General features: G+C 70.4%; 19 protein-coding genes. 6 read left to right on the plus strand and 13 right to left on the minus strand.

Annotated elements, in window-relative coordinates; translation table 11 throughout:
- Nucleotides 1–214: 214 nt before the first annotated feature.
- The 4 genes from DYE07_RS13010 to mtrA form a co-directional block, all read right to left on the minus strand.
- On the minus strand, nt 215–1132 hold the full coding sequence (locus DYE07_RS13010) for an LpqB family beta-propeller domain-containing protein (protein WP_172463024.1): 918 nt from the start codon (nt 1130–1132) through the stop codon (nt 215–217).
- The gene (locus DYE07_RS13015; RefSeq protein ID WP_147286941.1) at nt 1129–2040 is read right to left on the minus strand and encodes an LpqB family beta-propeller domain-containing protein; all 912 of its coding nucleotides are present in this window, start codon (nt 2038–2040) and stop codon (nt 1129–1131) included. Before DYE07_RS13015 ends, DYE07_RS13010 begins: the two co-directional genes overlap by 4 nt.
- On the minus strand, nt 2037–3695 hold the full coding sequence (gene mtrB / locus DYE07_RS13020) for an MtrAB system histidine kinase MtrB (protein ID WP_237723750.1): 1659 nt from the start codon (nt 3693–3695) through the stop codon (nt 2037–2039). The genes DYE07_RS13015 and mtrB overlap by 4 nt, the downstream gene beginning before the upstream one ends.
- 100 nt (nt 3696–3795) lie before the next feature.
- Nucleotides 3796–4482, minus strand: a complete 687-nt coding sequence (gene mtrA, locus DYE07_RS13025) for an MtrAB system response regulator MtrA (protein ID WP_115297234.1) — start codon at nt 4480–4482, stop codon at nt 3796–3798.
- 237 nt (nt 4483–4719) lie between these two features.
- On the opposite strand from mtrA, the gene DYE07_RS13030 reads away from it, so the two are divergent.
- Both DYE07_RS13030 and DYE07_RS13035 read left to right on the plus strand, forming a co-directional pair.
- Nucleotides 4720–5142 carry a hypothetical protein gene (locus DYE07_RS13030; RefSeq protein ID WP_074041356.1) on the plus strand — a complete coding sequence of 141 codons (423 nt, stop codon included), beginning with the start codon at nt 4720–4722 and terminating at the stop codon, nt 5140–5142.
- A 146-nt stretch (nt 5143–5288) separates the two neighbouring features.
- The gene (locus tag DYE07_RS13035) at nt 5289–6158 is read left to right on the plus strand and encodes a DDE-type integrase/transposase/recombinase (RefSeq protein ID WP_131941356.1); all 870 of its coding nucleotides are present in this window, start codon (nt 5289–5291) and stop codon (nt 6156–6158) included.
- 408 nt (nt 6159–6566) lie between these two features.
- Here the strand turns inward: DYE07_RS13035 and ahcY are convergent, their stop codons facing one another.
- The 3 genes from ahcY to DYE07_RS13050 form a co-directional block, all read right to left on the minus strand.
- Nucleotides 6567–8027, minus strand: a complete 1461-nt coding sequence (ahcY, locus tag DYE07_RS13040) for an adenosylhomocysteinase (protein ID WP_074040674.1) — start codon at nt 8025–8027, stop codon at nt 6567–6569.
- A gap of 158 nt (nt 8028–8185) precedes the next feature.
- A complete protein-coding gene (locus DYE07_RS13045) occupies nt 8186–9145 on the minus strand; it encodes a DUF808 domain-containing protein (protein WP_115297235.1) in 960 nt (319 codons plus the stop codon).
- 137 nt (nt 9146–9282) lie between these two features.
- Nucleotides 9283–10362, minus strand: coding sequence for a cation diffusion facilitator family transporter (locus DYE07_RS13050; protein WP_115297236.1), 1080 nt, complete (start codon nt 10360–10362; stop codon nt 9283–9285).
- Between DYE07_RS13050 and DYE07_RS13055 the strand changes: the two genes are divergently transcribed.
- The gene (locus tag DYE07_RS13055) at nt 10361–11605 is read left to right on the plus strand and encodes an ornithine cyclodeaminase family protein (protein WP_115297237.1); all 1245 of its coding nucleotides are present in this window, start codon (nt 10361–10363) and stop codon (nt 11603–11605) included. The genes DYE07_RS13050 and DYE07_RS13055 overlap by 2 nt on opposite strands.
- 111 nt (nt 11606–11716) lie before the next feature.
- Here the strand turns inward: DYE07_RS13055 and mtr are convergent, their stop codons facing one another.
- Both mtr and DYE07_RS13065 read right to left on the minus strand, forming a co-directional pair.
- On the minus strand, nt 11717–13090 hold the full coding sequence (gene mtr, locus DYE07_RS13060) for a mycothione reductase (protein ID WP_006944436.1): 1374 nt from the start codon (nt 13088–13090) through the stop codon (nt 11717–11719).
- 111 nt (nt 13091–13201) lie between these two features.
- Nucleotides 13202–13843, minus strand: a complete 642-nt coding sequence (locus DYE07_RS13065; RefSeq protein WP_040014450.1) for a response regulator — start codon at nt 13841–13843, stop codon at nt 13202–13204.
- Nucleotides 13844–13900: 57 nt separating this feature from the next.
- Between DYE07_RS13065 and DYE07_RS14570 the strand changes: the two genes are divergently transcribed.
- Genes DYE07_RS14570 through DYE07_RS13070 form a run of 3 tightly spaced genes read left to right on the plus strand, consistent with a single transcriptional unit; the run spans nt 13901 to nt 16162 of the window.
- Nucleotides 13901–14212, plus strand: a complete 312-nt coding sequence (locus DYE07_RS14570) for a hypothetical protein (RefSeq protein WP_131941318.1) — start codon at nt 13901–13903, stop codon at nt 14210–14212.
- A gap of 20 nt (nt 14213–14232) precedes the next feature.
- The gene (locus tag DYE07_RS14840; RefSeq protein WP_006944433.1) at nt 14233–14637 is read left to right on the plus strand and encodes a hypothetical protein; all 405 of its coding nucleotides are present in this window, start codon (nt 14233–14235) and stop codon (nt 14635–14637) included.
- Nucleotides 14585–16162 carry a GAF domain-containing sensor histidine kinase gene (locus tag DYE07_RS13070; RefSeq protein WP_172463025.1) on the plus strand — a complete coding sequence of 526 codons (1578 nt, stop codon included), beginning with the start codon at nt 14585–14587 and terminating at the stop codon, nt 16160–16162. Before DYE07_RS14840 ends, DYE07_RS13070 begins: the two co-directional genes overlap by 53 nt.
- Nucleotides 16163–16266: 104 nt before the next feature.
- On the opposite strand, the gene deoC is transcribed toward DYE07_RS13070, so the two are convergent.
- The 4 genes from deoC to DYE07_RS13090 form a co-directional block, all read right to left on the minus strand.
- Complete coding sequence (gene deoC, locus DYE07_RS13075) at nt 16267–16989, minus strand: deoxyribose-phosphate aldolase (RefSeq protein WP_006944421.1); 723 nt, start codon at nt 16987–16989, stop codon at nt 16267–16269.
- 116 nt (nt 16990–17105) lie between these two features.
- On the minus strand, nt 17106–18359 hold the full coding sequence (locus DYE07_RS13080; protein ID WP_006944416.1) for an SIS domain-containing protein: 1254 nt from the start codon (nt 18357–18359) through the stop codon (nt 17106–17108).
- 114 nt (nt 18360–18473) lie between these two features.
- Nucleotides 18474–18701: a Trm112 family protein gene (locus DYE07_RS13085; RefSeq protein WP_006944432.1), complete on the minus strand. Its 228-nt coding sequence runs from the start codon at nt 18699–18701 to the stop codon at nt 18474–18476.
- Nucleotides 18698–20149, minus strand: a complete 1452-nt coding sequence (locus tag DYE07_RS13090) for a phosphomannomutase/phosphoglucomutase (protein WP_050786465.1) — start codon at nt 20147–20149, stop codon at nt 18698–18700. Before DYE07_RS13090 ends, DYE07_RS13085 begins: the two co-directional genes overlap by 4 nt.
- Nucleotides 20150–20213 lie beyond the last annotated feature (64 nt).

Consider the following 20213-nt stretch of genomic DNA (forward strand, 5'->3'; position numbering starts at 1 on the left):
CGATGATGCCGCCCGCGCGACGACGTCACCACCGACACGCGCTCGCCCCTGTGGACGAGAGTGCGCCGCAGCGCTCCCCCGGGCCACAGCCGTCACCGGTTGTGGACGACGGAGTCTCGGCCCACGCTGTCCGGCGCGCTTTCGACCACCTCATCCAGAGCGACGAGCACGTTCGGCGCGCGCCGAACGACGGCGTCCCAAGCGGAGACGGGTGTCAGGATCGCGGGGCGATGAGGTCGCCCCGGGTGAGGAAACTGCTCCACGAGGAGCCCTGGCGCGTGAAGACGGTGTTCGCGTCGGTTCGCACGAACAGGCCGCTTCGCCCGTCGAGAGTAGACACGAGGCTGCTCGCGCCCGTGACGCCGCCGAGGGGCACCGGGGCGTCGTCGAGCGGCACGAGGGTCGGTTGCAGGAGACCGTCGCTCGTGCCGAGGACGGCGAGGGACGTGCCGTCCGCCCACACGACGTCCTTGACGTCGTGCACGCCCGGCGCGATGTCGTGCGCCGGGCCGAGGGAGACAGGTCGACCGCGCTCGTCGCGTTCGACGGCTGCGACGACGGCGCGCGCGTCGTCGCCGTCACGGATGGTGAGAGCGACGCGGGAGCCCTCGGGCGACACGCTGAGCGATGTGACGGAGGACGCGCCGAGCCACGGGACGTCGAGGGCTGTGGGTGTTCGCGTCGGCGAGGTCGACGTCGTGTCGAGCGCCCACAGCGCGGCGCTCGAGGTGTCGCCTGTCCTCTTCGACCTGGACGCCTGCGACGACGGTGTTGATGCCGACGACGTGCGGCCTGCCACCCACAACCATCCGGAGCTGTCGAACGCGGGACGCACGAGCTGGTTTCCGAGATCGGGGACGGTGACGTCGGTGCCGTTGAGCCAGCGTCGTACCGACGTGCGGTCCTTCGAGATCGCCGCGATCTGCCGCCCGCCCTGGCCGGCGGCGAGCAACGACCAGTCGGCCGGCACCGCGGGCAGCACGGGGCGTCCCTGCGCCGCGCGGGCGTCGGTGCCCGAGACGGAGTCGTTCGCCCGGGCGTGCGTCCAGGCGAGGTAGGCGCCACTGCGGGAGATGACCTCGTCGAGGCTGTCGGCGGTGATCGAGTAACCGACCTGGCTCGGGTCGCTCACCTGAGCAGGCAGGTTATCGGTCTCCAGACGCGCGCCGCCGACGCGCACCGAGACCGAGCGCACCTCCGCGCCTGCATGACGGTCGCTGTCACCGACGCCCACAGCGCGGCGCGCGCGGGGTTGTCGGCGGCGCTCGCGCGCCCCGAGAGCGCGACGTCCGCCTCGCCGTCGCGCACGGGCACGGCGTCGACGGCGAGCGCCGTCCCCGTCGGCAGGCTCGTCGCGATGGCGGGGCGCAGCCATTGCGGTGGGGCGGAGAGCGCCGCGCGCGCGAGCGCCGTCGCGAGACCCTGGCGCGGCAGCAGGCGCGGGTCGGGTACGAGCGAGCGTCCGTAGGCGGCCGGGTAGTACACGTTGACGCGGCTGAACAGGCGCGCGACGTCCGTGCTGCTGATCCACACGCCCAGCCCGTCGGGCACCTGGCTGAGGCGCCATCCCCCGGCCGTGGAACTCACCGTGAAGCGCAGGTCGCGGCGGGTCGTCGACGGTTGGCGCACGAGGTGGCCATCGGCGTCGATCGTCGCGACGACGGGGACGCTGAGACGCACCGTCGTCGTGTCGGGGCGGGTGGCCGTGATGTCGCTGTCGCCCGCGAAGACGGTGACGGCGGTGCCCGGTTTCCAGCGACGGCTCGCGTCGCCGGTGAGGAAGGTGCGGGCAGCCTGGTAGTCGTCGTGCGCGGACATCTGGGCGCGCAGGAAACCAGTCGCGATCTGGCGCGGATCGTCGTAGGCCGACGCCGTCAGCGGCTCGACGGCGAGCGGTTCGCTGTCGTCCTTCGCGTCGACGGCCTTGCCCGGCGCGACGCTCGACGTCGAGGGCAACCCGACGCACCCGGCGGTCGCGAACACGCTCGCCGCGGCAGCCACGGCCACCAGGGCGCGCGGCGGCCTGCGTCGCGGGCTCATCGTGGGTCCTCGGCGTCGACGGCGCCCTCACCGTCGATGACCTGGGGCAGCGCGTTCGAGCGCTTCTTCGCATCGATCGCGACCGGGTAGCCCGACGCGAGGCGTGCCCCGCCGTCGGAGGTGCGCATCGTGCCGCTCGAGATCTGTTTCGTCCTCGCGGTGAGGCCGGGCTGCAGCGGGCCCGGACTCGCGGCGATGGCGACGCCCTGCACGCGCGGCAGCGTCAACCGGAAGCAGGAGCCCTCGCCGGGTGCGCCCCACGCCTCGAGAAAACCGTCGTGCAGGCGGGCGTCCTCGAGAGAGATCGACAATCCGAGGCCCGTGCCGCCCGTCGTGCGGGCGCGGGCGGGGTCGGCGCGCCAGAACCGGTCGAAGACCTTGTCCGCCTCGCCCTCCTTGAGTCCGATGCCGTAGTCGCGGACGCTGACGCTGACGGCAGTCGAGTTGGCGCGCAACGTCACGACGACGGGCTGGCCCTGGCCGTGCTCGATGGCGTTGGCGACGAGGTTGCGCAGGATGCGCTCGACGCGGCGGCGGTCGACGTCGATCGTGACGTCGTTCGGCGCGTCGAGCACGAGGCGGCAGCCGAGCTTGTCGGCGAGCTGCGCGTGCATGTCGTTCACCTCGGCGCACAGCTGGCGCATCGACGTGGGTGTGCGGCTCAGCACGGCGCCGCCGGCGTCGAATCGGCTGATCTCGAGCAGGTCCGCGAGCAGCGACTCGAAGCGGTCGAGCTCCTTCGACAGCAGTTCGGAAGAACGCGCGACGTGCGCCGCGAAGTCGCCGCGTGAGTCGTGGATCATGTCGGCGGCCATGCGGATCGTCGTCAGCGGTGTGCGCAGTTCGTGCGAGACGTCGGAGGTGAAGCGTTGCTGCAGGTGCGACAGGTCCTCGAGCTGGCCGATCTGACGTTGCAGGCTCGAGGCCATGGCGTTGAAGCTCGTCGCGAGGCGCGCGATGTCGTCCTCTCCGCGCACCGGCATGCGTTCGTCGAGGTTGCCGGCGGCGAGGCGCTCGGAGACGTGCGCGGCGGAGCGGACGGGGGTCACGACGAGGCGCGTCGCGAGGTAGGCGCAGGCGCCGAGGAGCAGGATGAGCGCGAGGCCGCCGGCGGCGAACGAGGTGCGCACGATGCTGAGCGAGTCGGCTTCCTTGTCCATCGGGAAGATGAGATACAGGTCGTACGCGCCGGCGTTGGGGATGCTGACGCGTGAGCCGACCATGACGGCGGGGATGTGGCGGCCGGTCGCGTCGAGGGAGATGATCTTCGTCTGCTGATGCGCGGGGTCGCGGGCGAGGGCGCCGCGCACGTCGGCGGGTGGGGTGAAGCCGCGCGCACGGGCCGTCGCGACGAGGGGGATGCCGGGGCGCGTGTTGTCGCTGGCGCGCATGAGGATGACGAGGCGCGCGGAGTCGTCGAGCGGGCTCGCGATGCGTTGCACGGAGTCACGCGAGAGGTTGTAGAGCGTCGTCATGTCGGTCTTGTCGGTCGCGTCGAACGCGCTCTGGACGTCAGCGGTCTCGCTCAGCGCGATCTGTTGCGCGGACGCGGTCTTGCTGCGCACGAGCCCGTCGGCGATGCCCTGGTACATGAGGGATCCGACGGCGATGACGACGGTGAGGCCCATGAGCATCGTCAGGCTGATGACGCGCACGTGCAGGCTGCGTCGCCAGCTGCGCACGCAGAACGCGACGAGGCGCCTGATTGCGCGGCGGGACGCGTCGTAGGCGCGTCGTAGGACGCTGCGGGGTGCCTCAGGTGGCGGGTGTGCTGGCACCGGCCTTGTATCCCACACCTCGCACGGTCACGACGATCTCGGGCCTCTCCGGGTCCTTCTCGACCTTGGCGCGCAGGCGCTGGACGTGCACGTTGACGAGGCGCGTGTCGGCGGCGTGGCGGTAACCCCAGACCTGTTCCAGCAACACTTCGCGACTGAACACCTGCCATGGCTTGCGGGCGAGGGCGAGCAGGAGGTCGAACTCGAGGGGAGTGAGGGAGATCGGGGTGCCGTCGCGGGTGACGGAGTGGGCGGCGAGGTCGATCGTCAGGTCGCCGATGGTGACGGTTTCGGGTTCGGCGTCGCCGCGGCGCAGGCGGGCGCGGACGCGGGCGACGAGTTCGGCGGGTTTGAAGGGCTTGTTGACGTAGTCGTCGGCGCCTGCTTCGAGGCCGGCGACGACGTCGAGGGTGTCGGTGCGGGCGGTCAGCATGACGATGGGGACGTCGGATTCGGCGCGGATGGCGCGGCACACTTCGACGCCGTTCTTGCCGGGCAGCATGACGTCGAGCAGGACGAGGTCGGGTTTCGCGTCGCGGAACGTGGCGAGTGCTGACGTGCCGTCGCCGCAGTGGGTGACGTGGTAGCCCTCGCCGCGCAGAACGATGCCGAGCATCTCGGCGAGTGCCGGGTCGTCGTCGACTATCAGCACACGGTTCATCACGTGGGGGCCCCTTCCTTCGTGCGGCGCGTGCGCCCGGTGGGGCGCCGTCCTCGGCTCATTGTCACACATGCCCGCGGGCCCTCCCCGGACCTCTTCGCGCGTCCTGCCGTCCCCGGGGACGTTCGTTGCCACTCTGCCTGCGCGTGCGTTCTGTCTGACCGAACGTGAACGTGATTCGCGCAGGTGGACGATTCCCTAAGTGCCAGCCTGGTCGTGAGTCACTTGTGTTGAGGAGGCGTGGTGTTCACGGTCGAGGAAAAGCGGGATGCGGTAGTGACGTATCTGGGGTTGGCGTTCGGGCAGAAAACGGCGTGGTTGGCGCAGCAGCCGTTCACGGCGAGTCAGTTACGTCGCTGGCGTAGTGAGTATGTCCGTGGTGATCTTGACCGTGGCCTCACGCCGCGTCAGGGTGGCTCGATGGACCATATTCGCTCTGATCAGATGCGCCGGCTGGAAGAACAACTCGCCGCGCAAGAACGCCGCCACGCCACGGAAGTCGCGCGGCTACGGACCGAGGCTGACGGGCTACGTCAGGCGAACGAGTCGCTGGGAAAAGCTATCGGGCTCTTGCAACACTGGCACGCGCACGAGCCCGATACGCCCCCGACGACGCCACCCGAGCGTTCATCGCAGCCGAGAACGACCTCATCCGAGACCTGAGCGCGCTGGCGGGGTTCAGTCAGCGCCGTGCGCTGCAGGTCGCTGGTGTCTCGCGTGGCACGTGGCACGCCCGCCACCACCATGGCCGTGACGTTGCTGCGGCGGTATCGCCTGTGCCGCAGCGTGAGCGGGAGCAGCCAGCGAGGTTGAGCGCGTCGGTGTGCGCGCGGGTCGCGGGTTTCATCAGTGCGGGGCGCACGGGCGGTTTGGGTGTCGCGGGCGCGTTCGCGAAGGCGTGGGACGAGGGCTTCATGGAAGCGAGTCTGCGTTCGTGGTGGCGTATCGCCGCGCGCGTGCGCCGCGAGCAGGCCACAGTCGAGCAGGCCACAGTCGAGCAGTCGGGCGCGGCGGGTGAGCGGGCGGTGGCGCGGGTGAAACCGCAGGTGTTGGCGACTGGCGCGAACCAGGTGTGGGCGTGGGACATCACCGACCTGCCCACCGCGTTTCGGGGTGTGGCGTTCAAGGCGTACGCGATCATCGACATCTTCAGCCGCAAGGTGATCGTCGCGAGTGTGCACCAGCGTGAGAGCACTGCTGATGCGATGGCGTTGTTCATGGCCGCGATCGCGGCGGAGGGTGGGTGCGTGCCGCAGGTCGTGCACGCCGACAACGGCGCGGTGATGCGTTCGAACCTGCTGAACGAGTTCCTCACGGCACATGGCATCGAGGTGTCGCACTCGCGTCCGCGGGTGTCGAACGACAACCCGTACATCGAGTCCGAGTTCCGCACCCTGAAGAATCGGGCGTCGTATCCGGGCGTGTTCGCGTCGCTGGTGGAGGCGAGCACGTACGTCGCGCAGCACGTGCACTGGTACAACCATGCCCACCACCACAGTGGGATCGCGCTGTACACGCCCGCGCAGGTGCACGACGGGTCGTGGAAGATGCTGCACGCTCGCCGCCAAGTCAGCCTCGCCTACTACCAGGCGCGTCACCCCGAACGTTTCCGCGGCCACCGCGCGCCAGTGCCCGCCCCGAAAGCGTGGGCCGGAATCAACCATCCCGGCCCTGAGTGACTCACCACAGGTTGACATCCACCGATTGTCGCGAAGGTGGACAGGATTCGCGAATGTGACTGTAAATGGCAGGTGTGCACACCCCGCGCGCACGGTTGAAACGGCGACAGCCACGCGGGCCGCACCACGTCGCAACGTGGACGGCCTCCGTGTCGCACCGAGCGAGGCCCCCCGGGCCGAGCCGGAAGACGCGGCGAACAGGATCGGAGCCGGAACGCGCCGAGACTGGACCGGCGAGCTTGCGAGCCGGCCAGCATCGGCACGTTCCGGATCCTGCGGGCCGTACCACGTCGCAACGTGGACGGCCCGCGTGTCGCAGTGAGACGGGCCCGCCAGGGCCCGGCCACAAGACGCGCCAGAGAGAATCAAGCCGGAGCACTCCCGCTACTGACGCGCGCTTGCGCGCGGTCAGTAGCGGTAGTGCTCCGGCTTGTACGGGCCGGCAACGTCCACGCCGATGTATTCGGCTTGGTCCTTGCGCAGTTCGGTGAGTTCGACGCCGAGGGCGTTGAGGTGGGCGCGGGCGACCTTTTCGTCGAGGTGCTTGGGGAGCGTCTTGACGAGGGGTTTGCCTTTGTCGGTGTAGGCGTTGCCGTTGGTCCACAGTTCGATCTGGGCGATCGTCTGGTTGGCGAACGAGTTGGACATGACGAAGCTGGGGTGGCCGGTGGCGTTGCCGAGGTTCATGAGGCGGCCTTCGGACAGCACGATGATGGAGCGTTCGTCGTCGGCGCCCTTGTCGAACGTCCATTCGTGGACCTGCGGCTTGATCTCGACCTTTTCGATGCCGGGGATCTTGGCGAGGCCGGCCATGTCGATCTCGTTGTCGAAGTGGCCGATGTTGGACACGATGGCCTTGTTCTTCATGCGTGCCATGTGGTCGGCGGTGATGATGTCGAAGTTGCCGGTCGTCGTGACGAAGATGTCGCCGTACTCGCAGGCCTTGTCCATCGTCGTCACCTGGAAGCCTTCCATCGCGGCCTGGAGCGCGCAGATGGGGTCGATCTCGGTGATGACGACGCGGGCGCCCTGTCCGGCGAGGGCGGCGGCGACGCCCTTGCCCACGTCACCGTAGCCGGCGACGACGGCAACCTTGCCGCCGATGAGGACGTCGGTGGCGCGGTTGAGGCCGTCGATGACGGAGTGGCGGGTGCCGTACTTGTTGTCGAACTTCGACTTCGTCACGGAGTCGTTGACGTTGATCGCCGGGAACAGCAGTTCTCCCGCGCGCGCGAGTTCGTAGAGGCGGTGCACGCCGGTGGTCGTCTCCTCGGTGACGCCCTTGATGCGCTCGCCGACCTTCGTCCACTTCTGCGGGTCGTCGGCCATCGTGGAGCGCACGAGGGCCTTGAAGACGCTGAACTCCTCGGAGTCGGCTTCGGTGGTGGGCGGCACCTGGCCGGCCTTCTCCCACTCGGTGCCCTTGTGCACGAGCATCGTGGCGTCGCCGCCGTCGTCGAGGATCATGTTGGGGGCGTCGTCACCGGACCAGGTGAGGATCTCGTTCGTGCAGGCCCAGTACTCCTCGAGGCTCTCGCCCTTCCAGGCGAACACGGGGACGCCCTTCGGGTCCTCGGGCGTGCCGTCGGGGCCGACGACGACGGCGGCGGCCGCGGCGTCGTCCGTCGAGTAGATGTTGCAGCTCGCCCAGCGGACCTCGGCGCCGAGCGCCGTCAGGGTCTCGATCAGGACGGCCGTCTGGACGGTCATGTGCAGCGAGCCGGCGATCTTGGCGCCGGCGAGCGGCTGCGACTCGGCGTATTCCTCGCGCAGGCTCATGAGGCCGGGCATCTCGTGCTCGGCGAGGCGCAGCTGGTGGCGGCCGGCCTCGGCGAGGCTGATGTCGCGGATCTTGTAGTCGAAGGACATGGGGATGTCGTTCCCTTCGGTTGTCGAATGACGTTCTCGATCAGGCGTCGCCGGCGCGCCCCTCTGGGCTGCTTCGCGCATGGGTCATCACCCACGCCGAACGCGTGCTCGTCAGTCTATCCGCCATCACTGACAGGCCGCCCGGGGCGCCGCATCGCTCAGTGCGCGGCGGCCACCTCGCCGCTGCGGCGGGCGAGCGCGGGCGTCACGAGGGCGAGACCGACGAGGACGCCGACGATGGCGCTGATGAGGGTGTTCGTCAGCCAGGCGAGCACTCCCCCGAGCGCTCCGGTGGCGTCGGCCACGGCGTGCTCGACGTGGTGGACGGCGTCGTACGGCGCGTGCCAGCCCAGTTCGGCGGAGTTCGCCAGCAGGATGTGCCCACCGACCCACAGCATCGCCACGACGCCCAGCGTCGACAGGAACGACATCACCTTGGGCATCGCCGTCACGAGTCCACGGCCGAGCTTCTCGTTCTTGCCCGACTCGACGAGGTGCAGGCCCACGTCGTCCATCTTGACGATCAGTGCGACGACGCCATAGACGAGCGCGGTGATGAGGAACGCGACGACGATGAGGACGATGGTGCGGGTGAGGAAGGGTTCGTGATCGACGGTCTGCAGCGAGATGACCATGATCTCGGTCGACAGGATGAGGTCGGTGCGGACGGCCTCGGCGATGACCTTGTTCTCGTCGACGGACTCGGTGGCGACGTCCTCGGCCAGGTGCTCGGCCGGGGTCTCCTCGCGGTGGGCGCGGCGGTGCGCGAGGGCGTGATGGATCTTCTCCGCGCCCTCGTAGGACAGGTAGAGGCCACCGAGGATGAGCAGGATCGTCACCGCGATGGGCAAGAACTGTGACAGCACGAGGATGACGGGCAGGATGATGAGCAGCTTGTTGCGGATCGAGCCCTTCGCGATCTTCGCGATGATCGGCAGCTCGCGTTCCGCGGCGAGACCCTGCACGTAGCGCGGCGTCACGGCCGTGTCGTCGACGACGACGCCCACGGCCTGCGTGCTCGCCTTGCCGGCAGCGGCGGCGACGTCGTCGACGGACGCCGCAGCCATGCGCGCGAGCGCGGCAACGTCGTCGAGCAGTGCGAACAGTCCGCCCGCCATCAGCGCACCTGCGTGCTTCGGTGCGACGGCGGCATGGCGTCAGGCCTCGGGTGCGGAGCGGCGGGCATCATGCGCACAGCCTAGAGAAACCTGGGAGGCTCACGAAATACGCTGAGGGAAGCTATCGACTCCGAGCTTCAGCCCTCGATGCGCGTCGCACCGTGCTGGGTGGAGCCGCCGTCGTTCACCCGCTCGTCGGGCAGGTCGGTGTGCACCGCGGACGAGCGGTGCCCGATACGGCTGCCGACGCGCCCGAGGTCGATGTCGGGTTCGAGGTACATGAGCAACTTCATGTCGGGCTTCGCGGCACGTGCCGCCTGTTCAGCCATGTCGATGGCGTGGGCGATCTCCTCACCCGTGTCGCTCTTGTCGACGGCGAACTTGACGGCGACAAGCAACTCCTCGGGGCCGAGGTGGCTCGTCTTCATGTGGATGACGCGGTTCACGCCGTCCGCCGACTCGATGGCACGTCGGATGTCGCGCACCGTCTCGGGGGTCGCCGCCTCGCCGAGGAGCATGGACTTCGTCTCACGGAACAGGAAGATCGCGACGAGGATGAGCAGGATGCCGATGAGGCCGGCGCCCACGGCGTCCCAGATGCCGTTCTGCGTGACGAGGGCGAGCGAGACGCCGACGAGGGCGAAGACGAGACCGGTGACGGCCGCCGAGTCCTCGCACAGGAGCACGGGCAACTCGGGGCTCTTCGCCGACTTGAGGAACTGCCCCCAGCTCTGTTCGCCCTTCTGCTCGCGTGCCTCCTTGGCCGCCGTCATGAGGGAACGGCCTTCCATGAGGATCGCCAGCACGAGCACGACGATCGGCACCCACCACCAGGCCTCGTCCGTCGACGGCTGCTTCGCGCCGGGCTCGCGCATCTGATGGAACTTCTCGTACGCCTCGAACAGCGAGAACAGGCCACCGAGGGAGAACACGATGATGCTGACGACGAAGCCCGCAAGGTAACGCTCACGCCCGTAACCGAACGGGTGATCCTCGTCCGCGTCCTTCTGGGCCTTCTTGCCGCCGATGAGCAGGAGGATCTGGTTGCCCGAATCGGCGGCGGAGTGGATGCCCTCGGCGAGCATCGAACTCATGCCGGTGAGCAACCACGCGATGATCTTCGTGACGGCGATGCCCAGATTGGCGGCCAGCGCGGCGAAGATCGCCGTGTTGTTGCCGCTGTGCCCGCCCGATCCGGCTTCCTTCTCGTCACTCATGCCCCCGAGAATAGGTGGCGACTCTCGCGCCGCCAACCGCGACGGCGCCGTCACACCCCCTCGATCCAGCGAAGAACCCGCCGCGCCGACTCTGCTCTACCTCAGCGAATCCGACGTCCGGGCAGCGTTCACGGCAGACGTCGCGCACGCCTCGCAGCACGCGGCGTTCATCGCGCTCGGACGCGGAGAGGCGCTGCTGCCCGCACGTCTGCTGCTGCCGGGGCGCGGCGACGACGTCGCGTTCTGCTACGCCGCGCGGGCCGAGGCGAGCGCACCGGCCGTCAGCAAGTTCGGTTCGGTACACGCCGGCAACGTCGACGCGGGGCTGCCCGCGGTGCACGCGCTCGTCACGGTGCTCGACCCGACGACAGGTGTGCCGACGTGCGTCATGGCAGGCACGACGCTGACGACACGCCGCACGGCGGCAGCGAGCGCCGTCGCGATGGAGGCGTTGTGGTCGCCTGACTCGAGCGGGCGCGACGACGTCCGTGTGGCCGACGGCGCAGGTGTCGGTGCCCGGGACGGCACCGGTGTTCATGTCGCGATCGTCGGGAGCGGCGTGCAGGCCGAGGCGCACGCGCACGCGTTGTGCGCCGTCGGCGGTGAGCACACGGTGGGTCGCATCCGGCTCGCGGCGCGCGACCGCGCGAGTGCCGACGAGTTGGTCGCGCGCTGGCATACGACGAGGCCCGAGGGCGCACCCGACATGGAACTCGTCGACACGGTCGAGCAGGCGTGCGCGGACGCCGACGTCATCGCGGTGTGCACGACGTCGACGACGCCCGTGCTCGAGGCGACCTGGGTGCGTGACGGCGCCCTCGTCATCTCCGTGGGCTCGTTCACCGCCGAGCGATCCGAGGTGCCGAGCGACCTCGTCGCTCAGGCACGCGTCGTCGTCGACGACCGCGAGACGGCACTGGCCGACAACGGGTGCGTCGTCGCGGCCCTCATGGCCGGGGTGCTCGAGACCGGCAGCGTCGAGACGCTCGGCGAGGTGCTCGTGCGCGACGCCGCACATGCCGATGACGATGACGCAGAACGTCACGTCTGGAACGACGACTCCTCGAACAACGGCGTCACCAACCACGGCGCCGCCGACAGCGACGCAGGCGCCCACGGTGAGCGTCGCCCGCGCGTGACGCTCTACGCCTCGGTCGGGATCGGGTTGCAGGACGCTGCCGCGGCCGTCGCGGTACAGGAGGCCGCCCAGCGCGCCGGGGTCGGGACGCCGCTGCCGCTCTGACATCGCTGCCAGGGCTCACTCGCCGTCGCACCCCGGGGTTCATTCGGGGCGCATCCTGGGGCTCAGTCTCGCCGTCGCACCCCGGGGTTCATTCGGGGCGCATCCTGGGGCTCAGTCGAATTCGAGCCCCAGCAGCGCGTTCTCGAGCACCTCGGTGAGCGCCGGGTGAATCCAGTACTGCCCGCGTGCCATCTCGTCGGCGGTGAGCCCGAACGACATCGCCTGGACTGCAGGCTGGATGACGATCGAGGCCTCCGGGCCGACGAGGTGCACGCCGAGCAGCTTCTTCGTCGCCTTGTCGGCGATGACCTTGCAGATGCTCGTCGTGTCCTCGAGGGCCCAGCCGTAGGCGATGTCGCCGTACTTCTGCACCTTCGTCGTGATGGCGTGCCCGCCCTCGCGCGCCTCGTCCTCCGTCAGCCCGACGGTGGCGACCTGCGGGTGCGTGAAGACCGCCGCCGGCACGACGTCGTGCGGGAACGCGCGCAGGTCGTCGGGGTGGACGAGGTTGTGCGCGACGCAGCGCTCCTCGGCGTTGGCGACGTGCTTGAGCTGGTAGCGCGAGGAGCAGTCGCCGAGTGACCAGACGCCGTCAGCGCCCGTGCGTCCGTACTCGTCGACGACGATGCGCCCGTCGTCGCGCACCTCGACGCGGGTGTTCTCGAGGCCGAGGTCGTCGGTGTTGGGGATGCGGCCCGTGGCGACGAGGAGCATCTCGCCCTCGACGACGCGCCCACCTCTCAGCGTCACGCGGATCGTCCCGTCGCGCTGTTCGATCGACTCCATGACCGCATCACGTTCGAGAGCCCACTGGTCGGTGGCGGCGTGGGTGAGGACGCGGCTGACGTCGTCGTCGGCGTGGCGCAGCACGCGCTTTCCGCGTGCGAGCATCGTCACCTCGACGCCGAGGGACGAGAACACGTGGGCGAACTCGAGGGCGATGTACCCGGCGCCGGCGATGACGAGCGAACGCGGCAACTTCTCGATGCGCATGATCGTGTCGCTCGTCTCGTAGGGCACGCCGCTGTCGGTGACGACGGGCGGGATGTTGGGACGCGCGCCGGTCGCGATGACGATCTGGTCGCCGCTGATCTCCTCGTCGTAGCCCTCGACGCGCAGCGTGCGGTCGCCGGTGAAGCGCGCGTGGCCGCTGAACACGGTCGTGTTGCCGTCGTCGCTGCCGCGCTCGCGGTACGCGCGTCCGCCCGCGGAGATCGCGTCGATGCGCTCGAAGACGCGGTCGCGGATGTCGTCCCAGCGCACCTGATCGACGTGCGCGTCGACGCCGAGGCGCGACGCCTCCCGCGCGCTGCGCGCCACCTCGGCGGCCTGGACGAACATCTTCGTCGGGATGCAGCCGACGTTGAGGCAGGTGCCGCCGAAGACACCCTTCTCGATGACGGCGACGCGCTTGTCGGCGAAGTCGGGCGTCACGAGCGAGTTGCCCGAGCCGGTGCCGATGATGACGAGGTCGAAATGAGCCATGCCCCAACCCTAGGCGCAGGCGGGGACAACCCCGGAACGCCGGGCATTTCTTCTCACGGACCTCTCTGCGCGAGCGAGCCTCCCGAGCCTCGAGGCGTCGAACGATGGGCGTCAGTGCGGGTGGCGCAGGCGCTCCATGAGGACGGCCGCCTGCGTGCGCGATTCGAGGCCGAGTTTCGCGAGCAGGCTGGTGACGTAGTTCTTCACCGTCTTCTCCGCGAGGTGCAGGCGCCCCGCGATCTGACGGTTCGTGTACCCCTGCGTGATGAGGTCGAGCACGCGCTTCTCCTGCTCGGTGAGCGCGGCGAGTTCGGGGCTCTCGAGGGCACCGTCACCGCGCAGGCGCGCGCGGATGACGTCGGCGTCGGCGGTGTCGAGCAGCGACTCCCCCGCCGCGACGCGTTCGATCGTCTCGATGAGGTCGGCGCCGCGCACCTGCTTGAGGACGTACCCACTCGCGCCCGCGAGGATCGCGGCGAGCAGGGCCTCGTCATCGTCGTAGGAGGTGAGGATGAGGCAGCGGATGTTCTCGTCGACGCTGCGCACGGCGCGGCACACCTCCATGCCCGTGCCGTCTGGCAGCCGGCCGTCGAGGATGGCGACGTCGGGGCGCGCCGCCGGGATGCGCCGCGTCGCCTCCTCTGCGCTGCCGCTCTCGCCGACGACCTCGCAGCGCCCCGATGACGCCAGCAACTCGGCCAGGCCGCGACGGACGATCTCGTGGTCGTCGAGCAGATACACGCGCACAGTCATGACCCCATTGTGGCCGCTGCGTTGAGTTCGCGCCGCGCGCTCCCCCAGGATGGGCGCATGACGGACTTGACCCTGGTCTCGTTCCAGCCCGTCAGCCGCGTCGGCGTCACACGCCACCCACGCGATCTCGTCACGATCGCGGAAGATGAAGCCCTCGACCGGCCCGGGCAGCGGCCACCGCACCGGATACCCCGACACCGGCTGCTGCTCGCACAGCAGCCGCACGAGCGCGTCCCGATCACCGTCGTCACGCAGCCGAATGTCGACGCCCATGCACAAAACACGGCGCTGACGCCGCGTCAGCTCAGGAGGTTCCTGCCACATCACCGGCGCGCAGGTGAGGACGAAGGTCCCCGGGCGCTGCGGTGAGGCGCGGGTGAGGATGAAGCATGCCCTCACCGAGCGAACCGACACCGGAGCAGATGCTCGATGCCATGGGACGGACCGGTCGGGCGCACGTCAGCGTCTCGCGGGGTGCTCTTCCGTTCGTCATGCCCTGTGGCGTGCGTGTTACGGGTGGCGACGTCGTCGTCGAGACGGCCCACCCGAGCGTCACACGCGGCGCGCAGCGACGCGACATCGCGGCCGTGCAGGTCGAGGCGCTCATCGACGGAACGTGCTGGTCGATCAGCGTCACCGGCCCGCTCGCCATTCGCTCGACGTCGGATGCACCGCAGCGCGGCGATGTCGTCCTGCCGACGCGGGAGGCTCTGTTCAGCGTCGAGTGCCTATCATCGGCGCATGGTCACCGCGTCGATCCGCTCCTTCGATCCGGTCTTGCCGAACGAGCCTGACGAGGCTCTGCTGGCCGCCGTCATCGAACTGAGCAAGGATCTCGAGCTCAAACCACTGCTGCGCCGATTCGTCGAGACCGCAGCGGAACTCACCGGCGCCCAGTACGGGGCGCTCGGCGTGCTCAACGCCGAGGGGCGCTTCGACGACGTCGTCATCCACGGCATCGACGCCGAGACGGCCGCACTCATCGGCGACGGCCCCCACGGCGAGGGCGTCCTCGGCGCGATCATCGCCCACCCGCACACGCTGCGCGTGCCCGACATCGCCGCGCACGAGGCGAGCGTCGGCTTTCCCGAGCACCACCCGCCGATGTCGTCGTTCCTCGGCTGCCCCGTCGTCATCCGCGGGCAGGTCTACGGCAACATCTACCTGACGAACAAGCGCGACGCCGAGGAGTTCTCCGCCCGCGACGAACGGGTGCTCGAGGCGCTCGCGTCGGCCGCGGCGTCCGCCATCGCGCACGCTCGGACGCTCGCCGAGGCGGGGGCCCGCGAGCGCTGGCACCGCGCGGCGGCCGAGGCCGCGCAGCTCCTCTCGCAACTGCCGCCGGCGCAAGCGTGGCCGCAGGTCGTCGCGCGGTTCGACTCGATCCTCACCGCCAACCACGTCGAACACGTGCCGGGTCACCGCAGCGCAGCGCGCCTCGGCGACCTCGCCGAAGAACTGCTCCTCGCGCCGCGCGCACGATTCTTCACGCACGACGTCGCGGCGCGCCTCGTCGACGAGCGCATGCGCTGCGCGATGGTCGTGCCGCTCGCCAGTGACGGCGAGAACCCGGAGCTGCTGCTGTTCGCCTGGGACCGCCCGACGCTTTCGCTCGACCCCGAACCCATGGAGGCCATCGGGCAGACGATCGCGGACCGACTCTCGGTCGCGACGTTGCTCGCCTACCGGCACGCCGAGGCCGAACGCGTCGCCATCCTCGAAGATCGCGACCGCATCGCGCAGGACCTGCACGACCACGTCATCCAACGCATCTTCGCCGCCGGCATGCGCGTGCAGAGTGCGCTGCCGCGCATCGACGACGAGGTCGCCGTCGAGAAGCTCGACGCCGTCATCACCGACCTCGACGAGACCGTCACCGACGTGCGCCGCGCGATCTTCGACCTGCACACCGGTGGCGCCGCGTTGGCGCTCGCGCACACCGTCGACCAGCTCGCCGCGCAGGCGCAGGACGCCCTCGGATTCGCGCCGAGCGTCAGCGTCAGTGGTGCCTACTGGACGCTCGACGACGCCCTCGTCACCGACCTGCTCGCCGTGATGCGTGAGGCACTGAGCAACGCGGCGCGGCACGCGCACGCGAGCGCCGTGCGGGTCGTGCTCGACGTCGGCGACGAGGTGCTCGTCAAGGTCACCGACGACGGACGCGGCCTGCCCGAGCACCTCGAACGACGCTCGGGGATCGCCCACCTCGTCGCGCGGGCCGAGCGACTCGGCGGCACCTGCGTCATCCGCGCGATGCGCAGTGGCGGCACGGCCGTCGTGTGGCGCGTGCCGAACCGTCGCGCGGCTGTGACGCCCTGACGGGCTGGGCTCAACCGCAGCGAGACGTCACCCTTCGCGCGAGCGCGGTCGGAGTTCGGGCGCTTCAGGCATGGCGTGACGCCTGACGTACTGGCCGCGGCGGGTCAGTAACCGGCCGCGGCCTGCGGGGCGTCCGCGCCGGTGGCGTCGCCGTCGAGCCCGTCGAGAACCACCCGAGTACCCGAGAGGCCGAGACGGCTGGCACCGGCCGCGATCATCGCGTGGGCGGCGGCAGCGTCGCGGATTCCGCCGCTGGCCTTGACGCCGATGTCGGGGCCGACGGTCTGGCGCATGAGGCGGACGGCGTGCTCGCTCGCACCGCCGGCGGGGTGGAAGCCGGTGGACGTCTTGACGAAGTCCGCGCCCGCCGCGACGGCAGCACGGCAGACGGCGACGATCTCGTCATCGCTCAGTGCTGCGGATTCGATGATGACCTTGAGCACGCGGCCCTCGGTGGCCTCGCGCACGGCCCGCACGTCGGCCTCGACGTCGTCGAAACGCCCGTCCTTCGCGGCGCCCACGTCGATGACCATGTCGACCTCGTCAGCCCCCCGCGCCACGGATTCTGCGGCCTCTGCGGCCTTGACGGCGCTCGTGTGCTTGCCGCTGGGGAACCCGCAGACCGTCGCAACCTTGACGCTCGTCTCCACGGGGAGCATCGACGGCGACACGCAGATCGAGTACGCGCCGAGCGCCTCGGCCTCACGGGCGAGGGCGTCGACGTCCGCGCGCGTCGCCTCCGGCTTGAGCAGGGTGTGGTCGACGATCGACGCGACGTGCGCGCGGTCGAACGGGGAGCCTGATGAGGACGAAGCAGCGGTGTTCATACCACTCAGCCTACCCAGTGACGGGACGGGAGGATGCGCCCGTCGCAGGCCGCACTCCGCCTCGTCGGCCGCGCCTCGGGCATATGGGTCTGACCGCGAGCCCGCGCGCTCGGACGTCAGCGGCCGAGCCGGTCGCGCAGTTCGGTGACGTGACGCGAGACTGCGGGGTCGAGGCCCTGCCCGAGCGCGAGGTACGTCGCAGTGAAGTCGACGCGGTGCATGAGCTGCGCGGCCCGCGCGATGGCCGGGCCGGCGTCGGGATGCATCTCGACGACGACAGCTCCCGCCGCGCGAGCGCTCTCCTGGATGCCGCTCGCGACCCAGGCCAGTGCTCCCACGCCACCGGTGCCGTTGCCGCCCAGCCCACTCGCTCCGCCGGGCGCATCGCTGACGAAGAAGCCATCGGCTCCGTCACGCGCCGCGCCGGACCCGCCCGTCGCGTCCGAGTGCAGCGTGAGGAACCCGAGGCTCGGTTGGCGCGGGGCGTCGAGGAACGGGTCGGCGAAGATGTCGTCCGGCGCGGAGACGGCGCCTTCCCCCGCGCCGGCAGTGAACGGGCCGTCGAGCGTCGCGACGAGGTCGGCCGCGTCGTCGGGCAGCTCACCCCACGTCATCGGCACGCGCGCCGTGCGGGCGAACATCGACGAGGCCCGACGCGCCGCGAGCGCCGCGACAGGGCCGTCGGCGAGGGCGACGGGCACCGTCCCGGCGAGCTGGAGCGCGGCGAGCTTGGCCGGGTTGACGAAGTGCTCCGACGACGGTCGCAGCGTCTCCGATTCGGCATCCAGCATCGCGGCGGCGACGAGCAGGTCGTCGTCGCTGACGTCGACCAGCCCCAACCGACGGGCGCCCATGAGCACGGGGGTGAGCAGCGACCACAGCGAGGTCCGGCTCGAGACCCGCCCGCGGCCGACACCGATGTGCACGCCGCGAGCGCGGGCACAGACGTCGGCGAGCGGCGAGTCGTCGGCACCGACCGTCAGTAGCGACGCGCCCCGCCGTGCCGCCTCCGCAGCGAGTGCGAGCGGCCCCTCAGCGCGCCCGGACAAGGAGACCGCGATGACGAGGTCGAGCGGCCCGACCCAACCGGGCAGCGGCACGTCGCGCCGCGTCATGACGGGCACCGGCGAACTCGGCTGCGCGAGAGTCTGCAACACATCGCCGACGCGCTCCGACCCGCCGAGCGCCCCTACGAGAACCGAACGCGGTCGTTCGTACCCGGCGACGTCGTCGATGCCCGCTTCGCGCGCGAGCGTCAGGGCCTCACGCACCTGCGCGCCCGCCGTGGCGAGCGCACGCAGCGATCCGCGTGAGTCGCAACGTTCGAGGTGGCCGGCGTCGTCGAGCCAGCTCTCGTCGAGATGGGCCATGACTTCTCCTCGGCTCGGGGGTTCGTCTCAGACATTCGGGGCGCGGCGACGCCGCCGTCGTTGCTCACGTCGAGCGTGTTCGCGGGCCGCGCGGTCGATGACCGCGCGCGAGCGTCAGGCGGGCAGCACGCTTGCGTCGTCGGCGAGCAGGACGGGGATGCCGTCGCGTATCGGGTACTGCAGGCGCCCGCCGCGTTCTGCGTCGACCCCGGTGCTGACGAGGACGGGCGCGCCCGAGGCGTCACTCGCGTCCTCCAGCTCGGTGCCGGTGACGGGGCAGCGCAGGATCTCGCGCAGCCACGGGTCGATCGTCAGGGGCCGGCGGCTCTTGTCGTCGTTCACTGAGCTTCTCCTTCGCGGACGGCGGCGAGCGCGGCGTCGCGCACGCGCTCCATGGTGGCGGTGTCGGCGGCCTCGACGTTGAGGCGCAGCAGCGGCTCGGTGTTGGACGCGCGCAGGTTGAGCCACCACATCGGATCGCTCTCCCCCGCGCCCTCGTGGACGAACGTCACGCCGTCGAGCGCGTCCTCGGTGAACTCGCCCTGCGACGCGACCCACGTGCGCACGCGGCCCGTGGCCGCGGCGGCGTCGCTCACCGTCGAGTTGATCTCCCCCGACGCCTCGTAGCGCGCATACGCGGCGACGAGCTGCGACAACGGTGCGTCCCGCTCCCCCAGCGCCGCGAGCACGTGCATCGCGGCGAGCATGCCGGTGTCGGCGAACCAGAAGTCGCGGAAGTAGTAGTGCGCGCTGTGCTCGCCACCGAAGACGGCGTCGTGCTCGGCCATCTGCGCCTTGATGAACGAGTGCCCGACGCGCGTGCGCACCGGCTGTGCGCCGTTCTCGGCGATGACCTCGCCGACGGCGCGGCTCGAGATGAGGTTCGCGACGACCTTGACGTCGGCCGCTGCGGCCCCCCGCGCGACCTCCTTCGCGATCTCGCGCTCCGCGACGAGCGCCGTCACCGCGGACGGCGTGACGGGCTGGCCGCGTTCGTCGATGACGAAGCAGCGGTCGGCATCGCCGTCGAAGGCGAGGCCGATGTCGGCACCGTGCTCGACGACGGCCTGCTGCAGGTCGACGAGGTTGGCCGGCTCGAGCGGGTTGGCCTCGTGGTTGGGGAACGTGCCGTCGAGCTCGAAGTACAGCGGGACGATGTCGAGCGGCAGCTGCGCCAGGCCCGCGTCGGTGCCGAGCACGGCCGGGACGGTGTGGCCGCCCATGCCGTTGCCCGCGTCGACGACGACCTTGAGCGGGCGTCCGCCCGACAGGTCGACGAGACCGCGCAGGAACTCGGCGTACTCGCGCAGCATCTCGCGCTCGGTGACGCTGCCCGCCGGGCCGTCGAACGGCACACCCTGACCGCGATCGAGCGCCCATTGCGCGAGGTCGCGGATCTCGGCGAGACCGGTCTCGAGGGAGACGGGGCGAGCGCCCGCGCGGCACAGCTTGATGCCGTTGTACTGCGCCGGGTTGTGGCTCGCGGTGAACATCGCGCCCGGCAGATCGAGCGCACCGGAGGCGAAGTAGAGCCCGTCAGTCGAGCACAGCCCGATGAGGGTGACGTCGACGCCGTACGCGGCGGCGCCGTCGGCGAACGCGCGCGACAGCTCTGGAGAACTCGGGCGCATGTCGTGCCCGACGACGATGGCGTTCGCGCCCTCGGGGCGCACGACAACCTGCGCGAACGCGGCGCCGAGCTCGCGGGCGACGCGCGGGGAGAGCTGGTCGGGCACGAGGCCACGCACGTCGTAGGCCTTGATGAAGTCGTTGAGCGCGGGTGCAGTCACGACGTTCACTCTACCGGCGCGAGGGCCCTTCCCGACCGTCGAAGGGCCTGTCGAACCGGCCCCC

The sequence above is a fragment of the Dermacoccus nishinomiyaensis genome, assembly GCF_900447535.1.
Taxonomy (GTDB): domain Bacteria; phylum Actinomycetota; class Actinomycetes; order Actinomycetales; family Dermatophilaceae; genus Dermacoccus; species Dermacoccus nishinomiyaensis.